A 16486-nucleotide genomic window follows, 5' to 3' on the forward strand; every position below is an offset into this window, starting at 1 on the left:
AATTCTCAGACTAGCCTAAAGCCGCAGCTACCTCTTTTTCAATATCATCAATTTGCTTCATGAGATCATCCTCAAGTTTAACTTCTTCTTTATGTAATTCGTTTTTAGCATTCATAAATGCTTTTTCTTGCTCAGTCATCTCTGTAAGCTTGCTCATGCTTGTGCCTTCCTCTAGCTGTTGAGGATTAGCGATCGCTGCTTCTACATCCTTCAAGACTTTTTCCGCCTTAATCTTAGCCTCTATAGCGCTCTTAAGAAAATTGGAGTGCATCTCATGTTTTTTAGAATATTTGATTTGCAACTCTGTTAATTGCCCAATACGTTTTACAAAGCTTTGTGAATCTTTGATGCCAAGCTCTGTCAATTTAATCAAAGTTTTTTCTTTGATACTTTCCTTTATCTCAGCTTTCAAACTAGATGCTTTCTTAGTCAAAGCTGATGCGTTAGATTTTATTGTTGATGCCTTATCTGCAATCTTAGGAAAATGTTCTCTCGCCTCATTTTTTAGAGAAGCAAAAGACTCTTTCTTTTCATTCTTAAAGGCATCATACTTTATTCTCATTGAATCTCGCTTGGTATTAATAGCTTCTTTGACTTTGAGTTTTTTCTTCTCATACTTATCATCAATCTCATGATATTTGTCGCGTACTACATTAGGGATCAATTTATTTTTTAAGGTCTCTTTACCTTCTCTCACTGCCTGAGCAGCACTTTTTAACCCACTAAAAAATCCACGTTTATGCTCTGACTTTTCTTTATGAGTTTTGTCTTCATTTACTAAAGTTTCAACTTCAGTTTCCAATTGCCCATCCAACTTCGTCTCTTCATTCTCTAATTCGTTATTTAAGTCTGTTTCTTGACTATTTACAGAATCTTCTTCTTGCTCAAGATCCTTAGCAAGCTTAATCAATTCATTGTAACGAGCTATTTTTATGCTTATCTTTTCGAGGTTTTTAATGTATTTTTCGCTCTTTTCAGTTTCTTTATTAATCACTTGCTTGGCTTCATCGAGTGATCTGATATACCCAGCTTTAACTGCATTAATAATTTCCTCGCGTTTTTTTCCACTACCAGCAATCTTTTGTGCGGCATCCTTTAAAATTGCGTCAGCGTCTGCATCCTTAATTAATTCATAGGATTGTTCTTCTAATTTGATAGAAGTCTTATCAAATGTTCCTCCAATTACACCGCTAAACTTGGGTGGTTCTATACGAAATCCACCATTTTCGTCAAACACTAGCTTCCCTTCTAATTTGCCCGCACCCAAGCTACACTTTGCCCTGATTCGGTATAAATCTTTGCTGAAGAAGTAGAGGGCTTGAGCTTGGACTCCTGCGGAAAGCGATGCTTTAAACTCAGCATTTGCATAGTATTTTGATGTTAATTTAGTTGCGTCAACTTTCTTGGTTTCCTCGTCATATTTTAATGAGCCATTAAGTTCTAATCCACCATTAAAAGCAGCATCACAGCCACCAGAAACAAATGCTTGAATTGCAGCAATGTACGCGCTTCCTACACCCACCTTTGCTTTTAAATCAACTCCTAAAAAGCCATGGATCTCTGGGTTGACACCTAAATCCCAATCCTGCGCCGCTTGCTTAGCGATCGTGCCCTGTAAACTAGCGCCAATGCCTCCTTTTATGCCGAGTTCAAGCCCAGCTTCTACCCCCGGCACAATGGGATAGTCGAAACTAATATTTGGCCAAGAGAAGAAATCCCCAGGAAAAGTAATATCTCCTTTAGCTGCAAGCTTTGCTTCTTCAACTTGAATTTTGCCCTTGCCACTACCCTGACTGCGATCGAGTTTAATCTTTCCGCTACCTTCAGCAGTTAGATATTTACCAAAATTCAATCCCACACCACCACTTACTGTCGTGCTATATCTGCTCGTAGCTCCTTCAACAATGAGAGCAGGTTTCTTAATTGATAAAACTGTTCCTAGAGAAATATCGCCCGTTTGAGCTTTGATCGTGTCCCAATCAAGTCCATTGCTATCAATTCTTGCATTATCAATGCTGGCTTTAGTGTCGTTTAGCTGTTGAATGGTGATGCTGGCTTGACCGATAGTCACCTTTTTATCGGCATGGTGATATTGAATCTTGCTTGCTTCAAATTTTAGAACGTCAGCTATAGTTCCTTTAAGACTGACACTATTATTGGGACAACTCCACTGACCCTTCACGTTTTTGATAGTGAGTTGCCCCTCAGCATTAACTTCAGCTAGGTTGGATGTTCCAAGATTTACGCCCAAAGCGCCACTAAACTCAGATGCGTAATCCTGTTTTGCTCCACCAATAGTTGCAGAAACTGCATTGATTTTGGCATATTGTCCTAAAGCAATATCGGTGACACTGAGTTTAACTTTATCCCAATCTAATCCTTGACTGTCGATTCTTGCATTCTCGACAGTGGCGGTTGCATTATAAAGTTCAGGGATTGTGATGCCAGCTTGACCGATGGATACTCTGGTATTTTCGTGGTCGTATTGAATATCACTGGCATTGAAATCAAGGATATTAGCGATCGCGCCATTAAGTTTGACACCTTTCTGTGTGCTACCCCATTTGCCATCTTTATAGGTGACGGTGAGAGTGCCCTCTCCATTTACATTGATGATATCGCTTTTCCCAAGATTGACTTTAAAGTCTCCTGTGAACATGGAGCTATATTTGTCCTTTGCACCACTGATGACTGCTTTAGGTTTGTCGATATTTACATAACTGCCAAGGGCAATATGTTCAGCACTAAGATTAACTTTGTCCCAATCAAGTCCATTACTATCAATTCTTGCTTTTTCAACTGTGGCAGTGGCATCATTTAGTTTGGGAACAACGACACTAGCTTGACCGATTGATACTTTAGTATTTTCATGGTCGTATTGAATATCTCTGGCATTGAAATCAAGGATATTAGCGATCGCCCCATTTATGGTCACATCTTTATGCTCACTGCCCCAATTTCCATCTTGATAAGTGAGTGTGAGATGACCTTTCCCTTCTACCTTGACTAGTTCAGAGGAGCCAAGATTTACTCCAAAATCCCCATCAAATCTTGAGTTGTATTTGTCAGTTGCTCCTGCAATCTTAGTTTTAACATTCGAGATAGAAGCATATTCGCCTAGTTTGAGTTTAGGAACATCAAGAGTTACTTTGTCCCAATCAAGTCCCTTATTATCAATTCTTGCATTTTCGACTGTGGCTTTTGCCTTATTAAGTTTCGGAATAGTTATACTAGCTTCACCAATAGATACCTTAGTATTGTTATGGTCATATTGAATATTGCTGGCATTGAAATCAAGGATATTAGCGATCGCCCCATTTATGCCTACATCTTTATGCTCACTGCCCCAATTTCCATCTTGATAAGTGAGTGTGAGATGACCTTTCCCTTCTACCTTGACTAGTTCAGAGGAGCCAAGATTTACTCCAAAATCTCCATCAAATCTTGAGTTGTATTTGTCAGCTACTCCTGCAATCTTAGTTTTAACATTCGAGATAGAAGCATATTCGCCTAGTTTGAGTTTAGGAACATCAAGAGTTACTTTGTCCCAATCAAGTCCATTACTATCAATTCTTGCATTCTCGACTGTGGCTTTTGCCTTATTAAGTTTCGGAATAGTGATACTAGCTTCACCAATAGATACCTTAGTATTGTTATGGTCATATTGAATATTGCTGGCATTGAAATCAAGGATATTAGCGATCGCACCATTTATGCCTACATCTTTATGCTCACAGCCCCAATTTCCATCTTGATAAGTGAGTGTGAGATGACCTTTCCCTTCTACCTTGACTAGCTCAGAGGAGTCAAGATTTACTCCAAAATCTCCATCAAATCTTGAGTTGTATTTGTCAGTTGCTCCTGCAATCTTGGTTTTAACATTCGAGATAGAAGCATATTCGCCTAGTTTGAGTTTAGGAACATCAAGAGTTACTTTGTCCCAATCAAGTCCCTTACTATCAATTCTTGCATTCTCGACTGTGGCTTTTGCCTTATCAAGTTTCGGAATAGTGATACTAGCTTCACCAATAGATACCTTAGTGTTGTTATGGTCGTATTGAATATTGCTGGCATTGAAATCAAGGATATTAGCGATCGCACCATTTAGTTTTACATCTTGCTGTGTGCTACCCCATTTGCCATCTTGATACAGGACAGTGAGCTTGCCACTGCCGTTGACTTTGACAATGTCACTTTGTCCAAGGTTAACGCTAAAGTCGCCTGTGAACTTGGAGTTATATTTATCTTTTGCGCCACTGATAACTGCTTCGGGTTTGCTGATGTTGACATAGCTACCGAGAGCAATTTGGGTTGTGCTGAGGGTGACTTTATCCCAGTCAAGTCCATTACTATCAATTCTTGCATTTTCGACTGTGGCTTTTGCCTTATTAAGTTTCGGAATAGTGATACTAGCTTGACCGATTGATACCTTAGTGTTGTTATGGTCATATTGAATATTGCTGGCATTGAAATCAAGGATATTAGCGATCGCCCCATTTATGGTCACATCTTTATGCTCACAGCCCCAATTTCCATCTTGATAAGTGAGTGTGAGATGACCTTTCCCTTCTACCTTGACTAGTTCAGAGGAGCCAAGATTTACTCCAAAATCTCCATCAAATCTTGAGTTGTATTTGTCAGTTGCTCCTGCAATTTTGGTTTTAACATTCGAGATAGAAGCATATTCGCCTAGTTTGAGTTTAGGAACATCAAGAGTTACTTTGTCCCAATCAAGTCCCTTATTATCAATTCTTGCATTTTCGACTGTGGCTTTTGCTTTATCAAGTTTTGGAATAGTGATACTAGCTTCACCAATAGATATCTTAGTATTTTCATAGTCGTACTTAATGTTATTTGCGTCAAAGTTGAGGATATTGGCGATCGCGCCATTTAGCTTTACATCTTTTTGAGTACTACCCCATTTGCCATCTTTATAGGTGACGGTGAGAGTGCCCTCTCCATTTACATTGACGATATCGCTTTTCCCAAGATTGACTTTAAAGTCTCCTGTGAACATGGAGTTATATTTGTCCTTGGCTCCATTGATGACGGCTTTAGGTTTGTCGATATTTACATAACTACCAAGGGCAATATGTTCAGCACTAAGATTAACTTTGTCCCAATCAAGTCCATTGCTATCAATTCTTGCCTTTTCAACTGTGGCAGTAGCGTTACTCAACTGCGGAATGATGAGAGATGCTTGACCGATAGTGACCTTTTTATCGGCATGATGATACTGGATATTGCTTGCATCGAAGTTTAGAACTTTTGCTATAGTTCCTCCAAGACTGACTGTATTGTCAGGACAACTCCACTGACCTTTTTTATACTTGACGGTAAGTTGACCCTGAGCTTTAACTTCGACTAGGTTATCTGTTCCTAGGTTTGCGCCAAAATTACCCTTAAACTCGGATGCGTATTCCTGAGATGCTCCACCAATGGTTGCGGAAACTGCATTGATGTTGGCATATTGTCCTAAAGGAATATCTGTGGCATTAAGGGTTACGTTATCCCAATCAAGTCCATTACCATCAATTCTTGCCTTCTCAACTGTGGCATTGGCATTGTAAAGTTCAGGGATTGTGATGTCAGCTTTGCCAATTGACACCTTGGTATTCTCGTGGTCGTATTGAATATCACTGGCGCTGAAGTTTAGCGTGTTGGCGATCGCGCCATTTAGCTTTACATCTTTCTGAGTACTACCCCATTTGCCATCTTTATAGGTGACGGTGAGAGTGCCCTCTCCATTTACATTGACGATATCGCTTTTCCCAAGATTGACTTTAAAGTCTCCTGTGAACATGGAGCTATATTTATCCTTGGCTCCATTGATGACTGCTTTAGGTTTGTTGATATTTACATAACTACCAAGGGCAATATGTTCAGCACTAAGATTAACCTTGTCCCAATCAAGTCCATTGCTATCAATTCTTGCTTTCTCAACTGTGGCATTGGCATTACTCAATTGGGGAATAAGAAGATTTGCTTGTTTAATATTGAGCGCTTTATCAGCGCGACTATATTGAAGATCATCTGCCTTGAACTGGAAGATTTCGGCAAGCGTGACATCTAAATCAATATTTTCGCTCTTGTAATCCCATTTCTTAGATTGGCTTTGGTAATTGATCTTGAAGCTTCCCTTGGGCTGAATATTACCCAAATCAGAGCCAAAATTCAGTTCTGCCCTCCCTTGAATATCGAGACTGCAATTATCTGTTGTTTGCTCCATCTTGATAGTTGGGTTGACGATCTTAAACCAAGGAAATATTTCGATTTCTGATGGAGGAGAGTTAAGCCATGTATCTGAAAAGGATTGAATCTCTTGAGTAACGTCTTGAACAAAAATCGCAATTTCTGGAAACGGCTCATTACTAAACTGGATTTTCCCCGCTCCTTTCCGTTGAATGGCAGTTTTTTGAGAATTTTGTTGAACCACATGGGTCAATTCATGGGCGAGGAGTTCTTGCCCTTGACGGCTGCGGGGCTGGTATGCACCCTGCTTAAAAAAGATGTCGGTTCCTGTGGTAAAAGCGATCGCCTGAATTGAGTGGTTTAACTGATGGGATTGTTCATTGGTATGGACGCGCACATGTCTGAAATCGGCATTAAAGGCTTCCTCAAGGGGTTCGCGCACATCCTCTGGAATTGCTTGCCCCTGCCCCCTTTGCTGCTGAAGCGTGGTTTCAAACTGGGGAGTTACGGCTGTACCAGTGGGTGCAGATGTCGGAGCAGCAGCTTTGGGCATAATGCGATCGCCCTTTGTTGCCTCAGTTTTGCGGATAGGATCTGTGTTGATGCGCTTGACGACCTGAGCTGCTACTAGATCCGCTTCTCGTTCATGGCGATCGCCTGCCTTAGTCAGCTTCAACTTGGGTTGTACTACTAGCCCCTGTGATCCTCCCTGTGATCTTCCCTGTGCCAACTCCTGTGATAAACCGCGAAAGCCAGATGAACGTAGACTTTGCCTCTGGAGCCTATCTATTGGCAGAGGGGATACCTGTGGCAATTTTCTCTGAGCTTGCAAAACGCGTCCCAAAGCCTGATTAGTCAAAAGTTCCTGCGGCTCTTCACGCAGCAGAGCAGACTCTTGCTTACTAGCTGTATTTGTTGAAGAAGCTGCTTTTACTGTTTGATGTTGACCTTGTCGCGAATTGCCCATGATTATTTCATCCTTAACTTTCTGAAGTTTTGGTCAACATCAAATCAACCCATAAATTGCTTAAATAGAACTATGATATAGAACTATGATGTTGCACTCATTATCTGCGATTTATGTACCTTTAACTCGCATATTTGTAGTCATAAAAGTGCCAGTACCCGAATATTGCGGCGTAGCATCAGGAACTGGTCCCGCAGGTGTCGGCTGTTGAGCTGGCACAAGCACTTGAAACTTAGCATTAAAAGTTCCACCCTTCAGCAAAACTGGCTTATTATTTGATTTGGTGCGGAGAGCTTTTTGGTTCGGGGCGAGGGAAGCAATACTGAGCATCCCGACTCCAGGAATGGGGTGCGATGCGGTGATATAGGGACAACCAGGAACCATAACTGTTTTTTCATCTCCATCAATACAAACCATTTTTTTATTAATCATCATTTTGCCTGTTCCCGTTAAATTTCCTGGAATCACCGTGACGATCGCTGCCCCAAAGGCAGGATTAAACATTGCTAAATCACCCATGGTTAAAATAAAATCAGCCATCACTGTGGAACCTCAAATCTTTAGCAAACCTATCTCTTTCGGGGATTCAAATTAATCAATTTAATCAATTTAATCAATCCAATCATCTTCCTGTATATTCGCTCGGAGCATCGCGGGAGTGACTCGACCGAGAATAGTGTTTCCACCCATTGTGCCATCGGTATTCTGATGACAAATTTCCAGAGCGTTAACCCTTGGGCTGAGTTCAAAATTCTCCACCAACACAACCAAAGAAGTAGGTCGCTGATTGAGATTAAAATTAATCCTAATTGTCACTGTCCCCGTCACAGTCCGATTATTGAGATTCTGAATAACTATATAAAATCCCTGAATATTCTTAAGAAATCGCTCATAGGGCATATGGTGAGTAACCCGAATGCCCTGATCTACAAATTCCAATTCAGGAGTATAGGGTGGGAAAGGAGCCGTTTGGGACTGCATTCGGACTACTAAAAGATGACTGATTTTTGGTAATTCCTCTGGGCTGATAGATTGGGGCTCGATCAAAGCTTCAATTTCGATCCGACGTTTATCGGGCGGATCAAAGAGATGAAATCGATAAATTCGTTCCAGCCATTGGGAATTGGGAACAATGCGTAAGGTATCGCCGATCGCTGAACCTAGAAGCGTATTGCCGATTTTATACTCGGCGCGACGGGTATACACCTGAAGCGTCAAGTTCTCTGGGTCACGGGGCAATTGCATAGTTTGATCTGGGCTGGAGCCAAGGCGCGTACTGCCCTGCATCTGATCCCAGCGGGTTCTGGGTTTATAGATGCGAAGCCGCGCATCATGGACAAGGCGCATAGTCTGATCTCGGCGGGTTCTAAGGTGTGTATTCCCGTCGATGTAATGGGTTTGAGCTTGATGGAGGCGAGGGGGAGAAGCACTCTGTAGTCTTAGAGTAGTCTGAGGATCATCGGTGAGGCGGCTAGTACCAGACATCTCCTCGACTGGTCGCCAAGGTCGATAAATTCTGAGGTTTGGTTCTAGACGAAAGGGAGCAGTCAAGAGGACGACAGAAACATGTTGATGGTTTAGGGTGAAGTTGAGTTGGACGGTCATAGTGCCGCTGAGACGGCGATCGCTCAGATTTGCCAAAGCCACAAAATAACCATTGGGATTCGCCAACATCTTTTCATAGAAGACGGTCTGCCTGACCACTGGTCCCATTTGACTGCCGTTCGGCTCTAATACTTCTGTTTTGCCCTGAATGCGGATTAAAATCTGCTCTGCTAATGCTGGTTCAAACATTGTTGGATCAAGTTCAACAGACACTTCCACCTGTACCCTCTGCCCTAAGGGTGCTTCAAACATCGCAAAAGGATAACAACAACCCCAAGTTTGGGTCAGTTGCATCGTCAGCGTTAAAATTCGGAGAGCATAGAAGGTATGGGCGGGTTTCTCTTCGTTGATGATGGCTTGAGCTGCGCGGCATTCTCGCCAGTAGCGATCGGGCTGAATCACCTGATTGCTGGGCAGGGCTAATTGCACTTGAAAATAATGGGGGCGATCGGCAAACTCAAAGACGGAAATAGTCCGTTCGGGATAGCTCAAACCCGAATTTTCAAGGTAGATCGTGAGCATTTTTTTGAGGCCGGGAATAGTCCCCCGCAGGCGATACAGTGGCACGATCTGGCTGATAAACTGCCGTTTTACCGCCTCATCCCAATCTTCCCGCAAACTCAGGGCTACCCACCCTGCTAACCAAGGCAAAAAGTCAGCAGGGGTTTGTTGAGGATCGAGATAGGTATGAATTTGGGAAATAATAGTTTCGAGCCCCACAGGGGATTCTGAGTCTGGAGTCAGAATATGGGGGCGAAAGGGAACTGGTTCAAGGGCGGGAATTCCACTCAAGCCCTGCTCAAAGGCAAGCAGAAATCGACCCAAAAATGGATCGCTTTGCAGATAGGCGGGGAGGTATTCTAAATAACTGCTTAGATGTTTGGTTTCCATGTTGTTCCGAAGCGTTGCAAGGTTTGAATTTTGCCAATCTTGATCTTCACTAATTCGTGTTCGCGAATTGCTAGCCCAATTAGTTGATTTTGCTCGTTGAATTTTTGGCGATCGCTTTCCACCCCATCCAGTTCTATGGCTTCCACATAGTCAACCCCAGCCAACCCATCGAGGAGTTGATACAGTTCTGAAAGGTATATATCATTGCCGAAGGGGTAACCTTGCCCATCCCAAAATTCATGGGAATCAAGGGGGGCAAAGAAATGTTGAATCCTTTGTTCCGTTTGATTTAGGACTACCCTGAAGTTGGCACTGTCTTCTAGATAGAGAGTCGCGGACAGCGTAACATTAACGTAATGAGGCTCAACGACATGGAGATGGGTGGTAATCAAGCGGCGTTGATTTAGGAAGCGTTTGAGGGTGTGCCTTAGTAGAGTGGTATCCTCTTGGGGATGGCGCGGTAGAACGACAAGGCTGATGTGAGCTTCGACAACCCGATCAATGTCAGCATTATCTAAATCTCTCTCAGGAAGACAATGGACACGGGCAATTTCAGCATTTGCCCCAAATTCCCTTGGGGCAGTTTTAGTTTGTAGCCAGTCGTGGAAAATGAGTTGTGTAAAATCGGTCGCAGTGACGGCGCGGTAGGGTTGGCGCAGTTGGGCAAGGGTCTTTTGGATTTCGCTTTGGAGTCGGTTAGCTTGGTCAGTGGTGGAGAGTCCAGTCGGGATTGTCCAAGGTTGTCCCTTGAGTAGGGAAAGAAAGATGGCTTGGTTGGAGTAGGGAATTTGGTTGAGACGGTACAAAACCATCTCGGTCAACCAAGCCAGTAATTCAATGAGCACAATACCTGTATCGGCAGGATTGTAATCTGTCCATTCGGGAGCTTCGAGGGGGATGCGCCCGATCGCCTCTTCCACAAGGTCAGCGTAGGTGCGATCGTCTAGATTTGAGAGAGGGATAGGCATAGCTTAGGTACTAATTTCAGGTAGTTTTAGCTCAATTTGGTGGGTTCCCGAATAGATCAAGGTTTGCTGGTCAATGATTACATTAGCGGGTTGGATATCGAGGGCATGAACATAGCGCACTCCCGGGACAGCTTCGAGGACGGCGTAGACATCGGAATGGTGAGGACGACGACCAAATTGCCAACCACTGCCCTGCTGTCCTCCTGTTAAGGGATGAAAAAATTGTTGGAGTGCTTTCAGTACATCGGCTTTCACGGTTCCCGCATTAGCGACGCTCTGAGGAACGATTTCGGTGTTAACGCGGATTTCCTGCCATTTAGGTCCCGAAACGCGGAGTTGCAGAGTGGGAACATAGCGAGCTTTGAGGAATTGGGTAACACGGTTTAGGAGAGCTAGATTGGGGGTGGGTTGGTGGTCGGGGCTATGGGGAACAACGATTACTTGCACCCAGCCAGCGCGAAGTTCATTTTTGAAGACATCGATCTCGTTGCCAGCGATCGCCTGATGATTGGGGTCGGGGTGAGGGTCGATCCAGAGTTCTTCAAGGAGGGGACTAAAGTCGGGAGCCATCATGTCAGGGGTGATCACTTGCACACGGGCGATATCAATGGAGGCTTCATAGGTGAGATCGGCAAAGTCTTGGGCGGTCACAGCTCGATCGCCATGACGGAGATGTTTGGGCGATCGCTCCTTCAACCGCTCTAGGGATTCTTGATTATTGCCGCCTTGGGCTGATTCCCAGTTGATCGCTTGGGCAATATAGGGAATCGTTGTCTTCAGTTCCGTAATGCTTTGAGCGGCTTGATTACCGCGTATGCCGCCACCCGTGCAGTAGGTATTTAGGCGAATATTATTGCGCCCACGGGGGGGGATTTTTCCTGCTTGCCCATCTCCAAAGCGAATTTGTCCCAGTTGGCGATCAATCACATAGTGGCGATCGTGGGGCATAGAGCTGTGAAAATCTGGGACTTCTTGCCAACGCACCCAAACAGTTTCCAGACGACCTGTTTCATCGTAGTGGGCAGCGATCGCCTCATCGCCAAAGTGCTGGCGTAAATATTGTTGGTCGGACTCCGATGGCAAGCGCCCCTCTTCAATCGCTAAGGATTCGCCCCATAAAATCGGAAACTGACTCGCCTTTAGTACTTGATTCGGTTCATGGTTGCTCGATCCCAGCACTTCTCCATTCAGAGTGATGGATTGATTTGCCCAAGTCGTATTCGTTCGTACCGCACAGAGTCGTGGTGGCACGGGCAAATCTACCGATCGAGCCACCAGACGCGCAAAGTAACGCATCATGCTGTAGAGATTGTATAGCTCAAAGGTGATCGCCCATTTCCAAAGATAAAACAAAACCATAGGCAAGGATTGCCAATCCAACGGCTGTTGGCGTACCCGTAACCAATAGCATTGCTGTCCAAAATGGGGCGAAGTAATCCAATCGGTCGGGCCCACAAACTGGATCAACCCCTTTTCTAAAAATCCTTGGGTTTCATCCACTACGGTCAAGGGGAGCCATCCCTTTGGGCTGGGATATTCCCATACTAAGCGCTGGGCGTGACTAAGATGAGCCATCTGATTTACCCCTGGAGCAACATCTTCAGGTTGGGGCGCTTGGATTTGCAGATAAAGCGTATTGGCGCGATTGGGAAAAGGACGGTTAAACCCAAGATAAAGAGAAGAATCGCGATGGATTTGGGGCGTAAGCGGATGGAACGATCGCCATACCCTTGTCGCATTGAGATGGTCGTAATCTAAGGGTTTAACTAAAATTACCCGTTGGCGATCGCGATCGATCAGTTCAATCTGCCCCAGCTCGACCGTCTGCCCCGTAAACTTAATAATTTCCCCAACCGCCAACGCACTGACATCGTTTAACTCGACGATCCGTTCACCAGCGCATATAGAACGATGGAGAAATAGCTCTAGGGCATCACTATCCGCAAAAATAAAATCGTTGTACGACTTTATCGTGGCTTTTCTTTCAAGAAAAAAGCGATAGGTCAGAGTGATTGATTGCAAAATCGGGGGCGCAAATATATCCGATGTTTGGTCGGTGATGGCAAATTTGCTGAGAATACGACTGCCAGCAGTATAAGCATTACGGGTGGCTCGGTTTAGAACGACAACGGATGTCGCAGGACGAACGGCGACAATTTTAGCCTCCTCTTGGCGGGTCGGGTCTAGTCCTGACTGGATGCGGATCGTATCCTCGACAGCCAAAGCCTCAATGTTATCGACCACAATTTCAGTTTGACCAATGGCGATCGCGGTCGAGAGCATGGTCACATCGTTATACATCACATACTGACGGGTACGCCCTCGGCTCCCGTATAGCCCCTGCACAATCCGCGCCCTCAGCCAGTAGTTTTTCTCCCCCAGCGGCAATGGTGGCAAGGTGGCAGGAAACTGAAATATCCCTGTCACACTTTCCTCTACTAAACGCAAAGGAGCAGAATCCGATTGCCATCGAAATTTTTCGACATCCTCGGTACTTTCGATGGTTTGCCATTGCTGTCCACAGCCCACTTCCCACAGTAATTCCAAATCATCGGTATAACGGGGTACTTGGCTTAATTGCGCCTGTATTTCGATCGCCATACTGGGTTGGATCAGATGCGGATCTAACGCCATCAGAAACGTGTCGTTATATTGTGGTGTTGTTCCGAAGGGATAAAAATCCTTACTCAGATCCAGCCTAATCGTATTAAAAAAGCACTCTTCGGGGAGAGCTGGGCGATCGATATGGGTGGTGATCAGGCTGGAAACCAGTTCGGGCAAATTTTGCCGATTATGAGGGTCTAAACTCACCCTTAGCCATTTGGCGGCAAGACCATTCACCTCAACCTCTTTCAGCTTCGGTAATTGCGAAAGCGTGACTTGCACCTGCGATCGCGCTGATTCACATTCAACAGCCGTCAAAGGCTGCCAAAACTTTCCATCCCACATCATCCAATCGCGTAACCGAAATGCTAGCTGTTCGGCACTCTCTGGAGAGTCCGTCTCAAAGGTTACCGTGATTGTCTCCAGTTTTGGCAAATCAAACAGATCCTTGCCATGTAAATAAAGGTAATGTTCGACGGTCGTATCACCATGGAACACATGGAATGGCTCATGGACAGCATCAACCACTGCTGCGCTATGGCGATCGCTATAGTAATCACGATCTTCAATTACAAAAATTGCATTGAGCTGGGTGTCAGTGACCAGTAACTCCCGCTCTGTCTCAAACACAATTTCTTCGTCATCCCCTTCCTGTGGTGGAGCCGCAATTCTCGTTTGCTTTGGCACTAAGGCTTCCACAGGACTGCCTGCCGCCAAATTGAACGTGACTGGAACCCGTGATGGCTGTGGTGGAATCAACTCCGTACCAATCAGATTCATAAACGCGAGCTGATTGCGGCTGGGAACCTGATTGAGGCGATCTTGTACCACCGTCATCATGTGACCGAAAATGCGTACCAATGCCAGCCCCACATCGACAGATGGGGGAGATTTAGACTCGGGCGATCGCCAATCCGTATAGGATTCCGCCAGCTTTACACTATGCTGAACAATATCTTCATAACTGCGTTGATCTAGCTTCGGCGGTTCCAAGGACATATCTTTCTACTGGAGATAAATTACTGGAGATAAATTACTGGAGATAAATTACTGGAGATAAAAGGGATAGACAAGGTTGAACTCGTTTGTCGTCGTTCGGACTTGATAATTAATCGAAATTTGTAACAAGTTCGGGTGAGTAAATTGCGGTAATAACTCAATATCTAAGACATCAATACGAGGTTCCCATTCAATTAAGGCGGCTCTCACATCACTAATAATTTGCCCTACCGTTCCAGCCGTATTCGGCGCAAAAATATGATCGTGAATTCGACAGCCAAAATCAGGACGCATTAGCCTTTCTCCTCGCGCAGTACTGAGAATAGCCCAAATAGATTGGCGCACCGCCGCTTCATATTTTGCCGTCTGGATCTGCTGTGTTTGATCTAGTTGGATTGGCAATGACCAACCAACCCCTAAAAAATCAATATCCATTACATCACCTCCAACGCCCCGTTATTTACCTTTACCCCTGCCGAACAGTTCAATTCAAGCCCAGATTTGGAACTAAATTCTCCCTTCATCTTTGCTTGAATATTACAATTAGAACCAGCATTAATCTTGACATCCTGTTCGGTTTTAAGCTCTAAATTTTTACATTCTAGTACTATATCATCGTCACTACTTTTAATAGAAATTTTGCCCTTAGCCTTAATAATTAAGTCTTTTTCAACTTCAATCTGCATTGAGTCCTCTTCGCAATCAATCGTAATTTTATTCTTGCCACTTTTATCCTGAATAATGAATTTTTCTTTATCCTTAGTGTCATCAAAAATAATCATATGACCACTGCGCGATTTAATGAAACGCTTATTATTTTTACCATCATCATTCTTTTCGGGCGGTTTATCCTTGCCATTCCATAAGCTTCCTAAAATATAGGGAAAAGCCATATCCCCATGTTCAAAGGCAACTAGCACTTCATCATCTACTTCAGGTAAAAAATAAAAGCCCCGATCATCCCCTGCCATCGGTGTCATCACCCTTGCCCAAGGACTTTCATCATCATCTGTCAACCAAGGAAATTTAACCTTTACCCGACCTAGCCCATCATCATCTTTAATATTTGTAACTACAGCGATCGTAACACCATAAAATCGTGCCGTGCGATCGTCAGGAATCAATAAATCCAATCCCATCATGATGCGGTTCTCCTTGCGGTAAATGATGTTTGATAACCTGATTTATGGCTATAGTGGTGCTCCGTTGAAGTCACATAGTAGAGTCCACTAAACCGTTTGCCTACCTCTTGAATATCGATGACTTTGGCAATTTGTAAAGTAGGATTGCCTGCACAGGTTCCTTCAGCGGTGATATAGGCAAGAGCCATATCTTTAAACTGTCCTAGAGCAATTTGATCTGCTTCTGCTTTGGTTTTAATCGGTTGATGCACAATCGTAGCAGTCGAAGAGCCAAAACTATCGACCACTTGTGGTCCCGTTTTTTTACCAGACATTTTACTGCCCTCTTTTCCTGCGGCGGCTTTCCCTAAAGTCTCCTTTTTATCATCTGGTAGCCACCCCCGCACCTCTACCTTTTCAACTTGATTCATCGTACTCAAACGAGGGAAAAACTCACTTAAACCCTCTTTGAATTTTAGGGTTAATACTTTTTGACTATCAATCTGAGGAGGTTGGAAAGAAATATTTTTTTTCTCAATGACTATTTCATAACCAATCCGTTCTGCTCGACTTTTTAAAAAATCCCAATCCGTTTGATTATGTTGCAAAACATAATCATGCTTAACTTCACTATCTTTAGCTTTGGGGGTTAAATTTCTCGCTCTGGCAATATCACTGAAAATATCGCTATCTTTCATTTTGGTAAATGATTTAGTCTTTGAGCCGCGCAAAAGTCGATGTCTTAGATCATGTCCTCGTACTACTAGTCTAGGAGTAGCTCCTTGACTAAATTCTGGCTCTAATCCTGTAATTTCACCAAAAATAACAGTTTTAAGTGTATTTTGATAACCCATTTTTATTTCAACTTCATTCCCAATATCAAATAAGCTGTCATCAATCCATGTAAACTTACTTTTGGCTAGATCCCAGCTTAGAAACTCCAAGGTGAACATGCTAGGAGCATCAATATCTTCAAATACTGTTACTTCCAGCAGATCGGCATCGGATTTCGTCGATAATTTTTGTCCTTGAATTAGGACTTCGACATTGGGAGATAGCGTTTTAACACCAGAATATTCAGACATTGATTATTGATTATTGGTTAATATTGGTTAATTTTTTATGGTTTTGATAGGTAA

8 protein-coding genes are annotated in these 16486 nt (G+C 43.7%); all 8 read right to left on the reverse strand.

The window, feature by feature from the left end; genetic code table 11:
- Nucleotides 1-10: 10 nt before the first annotated feature.
- The 8 genes from PseudUWO310_RS05765 to PseudUWO310_RS05800 all read right to left on the reverse strand — a co-directional run bounded on the left by PseudUWO310_RS05765 (nucleotide 11) and on the right by PseudUWO310_RS05800 (nucleotide 16432).
- On the reverse strand, nucleotides 11-7159 hold the full coding sequence (locus PseudUWO310_RS05765; protein WP_142599798.1) for a DUF4157 domain-containing protein: 7149 nt from the start codon (nucleotides 7157-7159) through the stop codon (nucleotides 11-13).
- A 111-nt stretch (nucleotides 7160-7270) separates the two neighbouring features.
- Nucleotides 7271-7699 (reverse strand): hypothetical protein, encoded by a 429-nt coding sequence (locus tag PseudUWO310_RS05770; RefSeq protein ID WP_142599799.1) that lies wholly within the window; start codon nucleotides 7697-7699, stop codon nucleotides 7271-7273.
- A gap of 69 nt (nucleotides 7700-7768) precedes the next feature.
- Nucleotides 7769-9655, reverse strand: a complete 1887-nt coding sequence (locus PseudUWO310_RS05775) for a phage tail protein (RefSeq protein WP_142599800.1) — start codon at nucleotides 9653-9655, stop codon at nucleotides 7769-7771.
- Nucleotides 9637-10623, reverse strand: coding sequence for a baseplate protein J (locus tag PseudUWO310_RS05780; protein ID WP_142599801.1), 987 nt, complete (start codon nucleotides 10621-10623; stop codon nucleotides 9637-9639). The genes PseudUWO310_RS05775 and PseudUWO310_RS05780 overlap by 19 nt, the downstream gene beginning before the upstream one ends.
- Nucleotides 10624-10626: 3 nt before the next feature.
- Nucleotides 10627-14226, reverse strand: coding sequence for a putative baseplate assembly protein (locus tag PseudUWO310_RS05785; RefSeq protein ID WP_142599802.1), 3600 nt, complete (start codon nucleotides 14224-14226; stop codon nucleotides 10627-10629).
- Nucleotides 14227-14274: 48 nt separating this feature from the next.
- Entirely contained in the window at nucleotides 14275-14661 is a 387-nt protein-coding gene (locus PseudUWO310_RS05790) for a GPW/gp25 family protein (protein WP_009625249.1), read from the reverse strand.
- Nucleotides 14661-15368, reverse strand: a complete 708-nt coding sequence (locus PseudUWO310_RS05795) for a phage baseplate assembly protein V (protein ID WP_142599803.1) — start codon at nucleotides 15366-15368, stop codon at nucleotides 14661-14663. Before PseudUWO310_RS05795 ends, PseudUWO310_RS05790 begins: the two co-directional genes overlap by 1 nt.
- Complete coding sequence (locus PseudUWO310_RS05800) at nucleotides 15365-16432, reverse strand: phage late control D family protein (protein ID WP_142599804.1); 1068 nt, start codon at nucleotides 16430-16432, stop codon at nucleotides 15365-15367. The genes PseudUWO310_RS05795 and PseudUWO310_RS05800 overlap by 4 nt, the downstream gene beginning before the upstream one ends.
- Between the last annotated feature and the right edge of the window lie 54 nt (nucleotides 16433-16486).

This window comes from Pseudanabaena sp. UWO310 (assembly GCF_006861605.1).
GTDB lineage: Bacteria > Cyanobacteriota > Cyanobacteriia > Pseudanabaenales > Pseudanabaenaceae > Pseudanabaena.

What these genes read in the sequence shown, in the direction of transcription:
- PseudUWO310_RS05775 (WP_142599800.1), bottom strand. Translation starts at nt 9,655, where the DNA reads ATGGAAACCAAACATCTAAGCAGTTATTTAGAATACCTCCCCGCCTAT.
- PseudUWO310_RS05790 (WP_009625249.1), bottom strand. Translation starts at nt 14,661, where the DNA reads ATGGATATTGATTTTTTAGGGGTTGGTTGGTCATTGCCAATCCAACTA.
- PseudUWO310_RS05780 (WP_142599801.1), bottom strand. Translation starts at nt 10,623, where the DNA reads ATGCCTATCCCTCTCTCAAATCTAGACGATCGCACCTACGCTGACCTT.
- PseudUWO310_RS05795 (WP_142599803.1), bottom strand. Translation starts at nt 15,368, where the DNA reads ATGATGGGATTGGATTTATTGATTCCTGACGATCGCACGGCACGATTT.
- PseudUWO310_RS05765 (WP_142599798.1), bottom strand. Translation starts at nt 7,159, where the DNA reads ATGGGCAATTCGCGACAAGGTCAACATCAAACAGTAAAAGCAGCTTCT.
- PseudUWO310_RS05785 (WP_142599802.1), bottom strand. Translation starts at nt 14,226, where the DNA reads ATGTCCTTGGAACCGCCGAAGCTAGATCAACGCAGTTATGAAGATATT.
- PseudUWO310_RS05770 (WP_142599799.1), bottom strand. Translation starts at nt 7,699, where the DNA reads ATGGCTGATTTTATTTTAACCATGGGTGATTTAGCAATGTTTAATCCT.
- PseudUWO310_RS05800 (WP_142599804.1), bottom strand. Translation starts at nt 16,432, where the DNA reads ATGTCTGAATATTCTGGTGTTAAAACGCTATCTCCCAATGTCGAAGTC.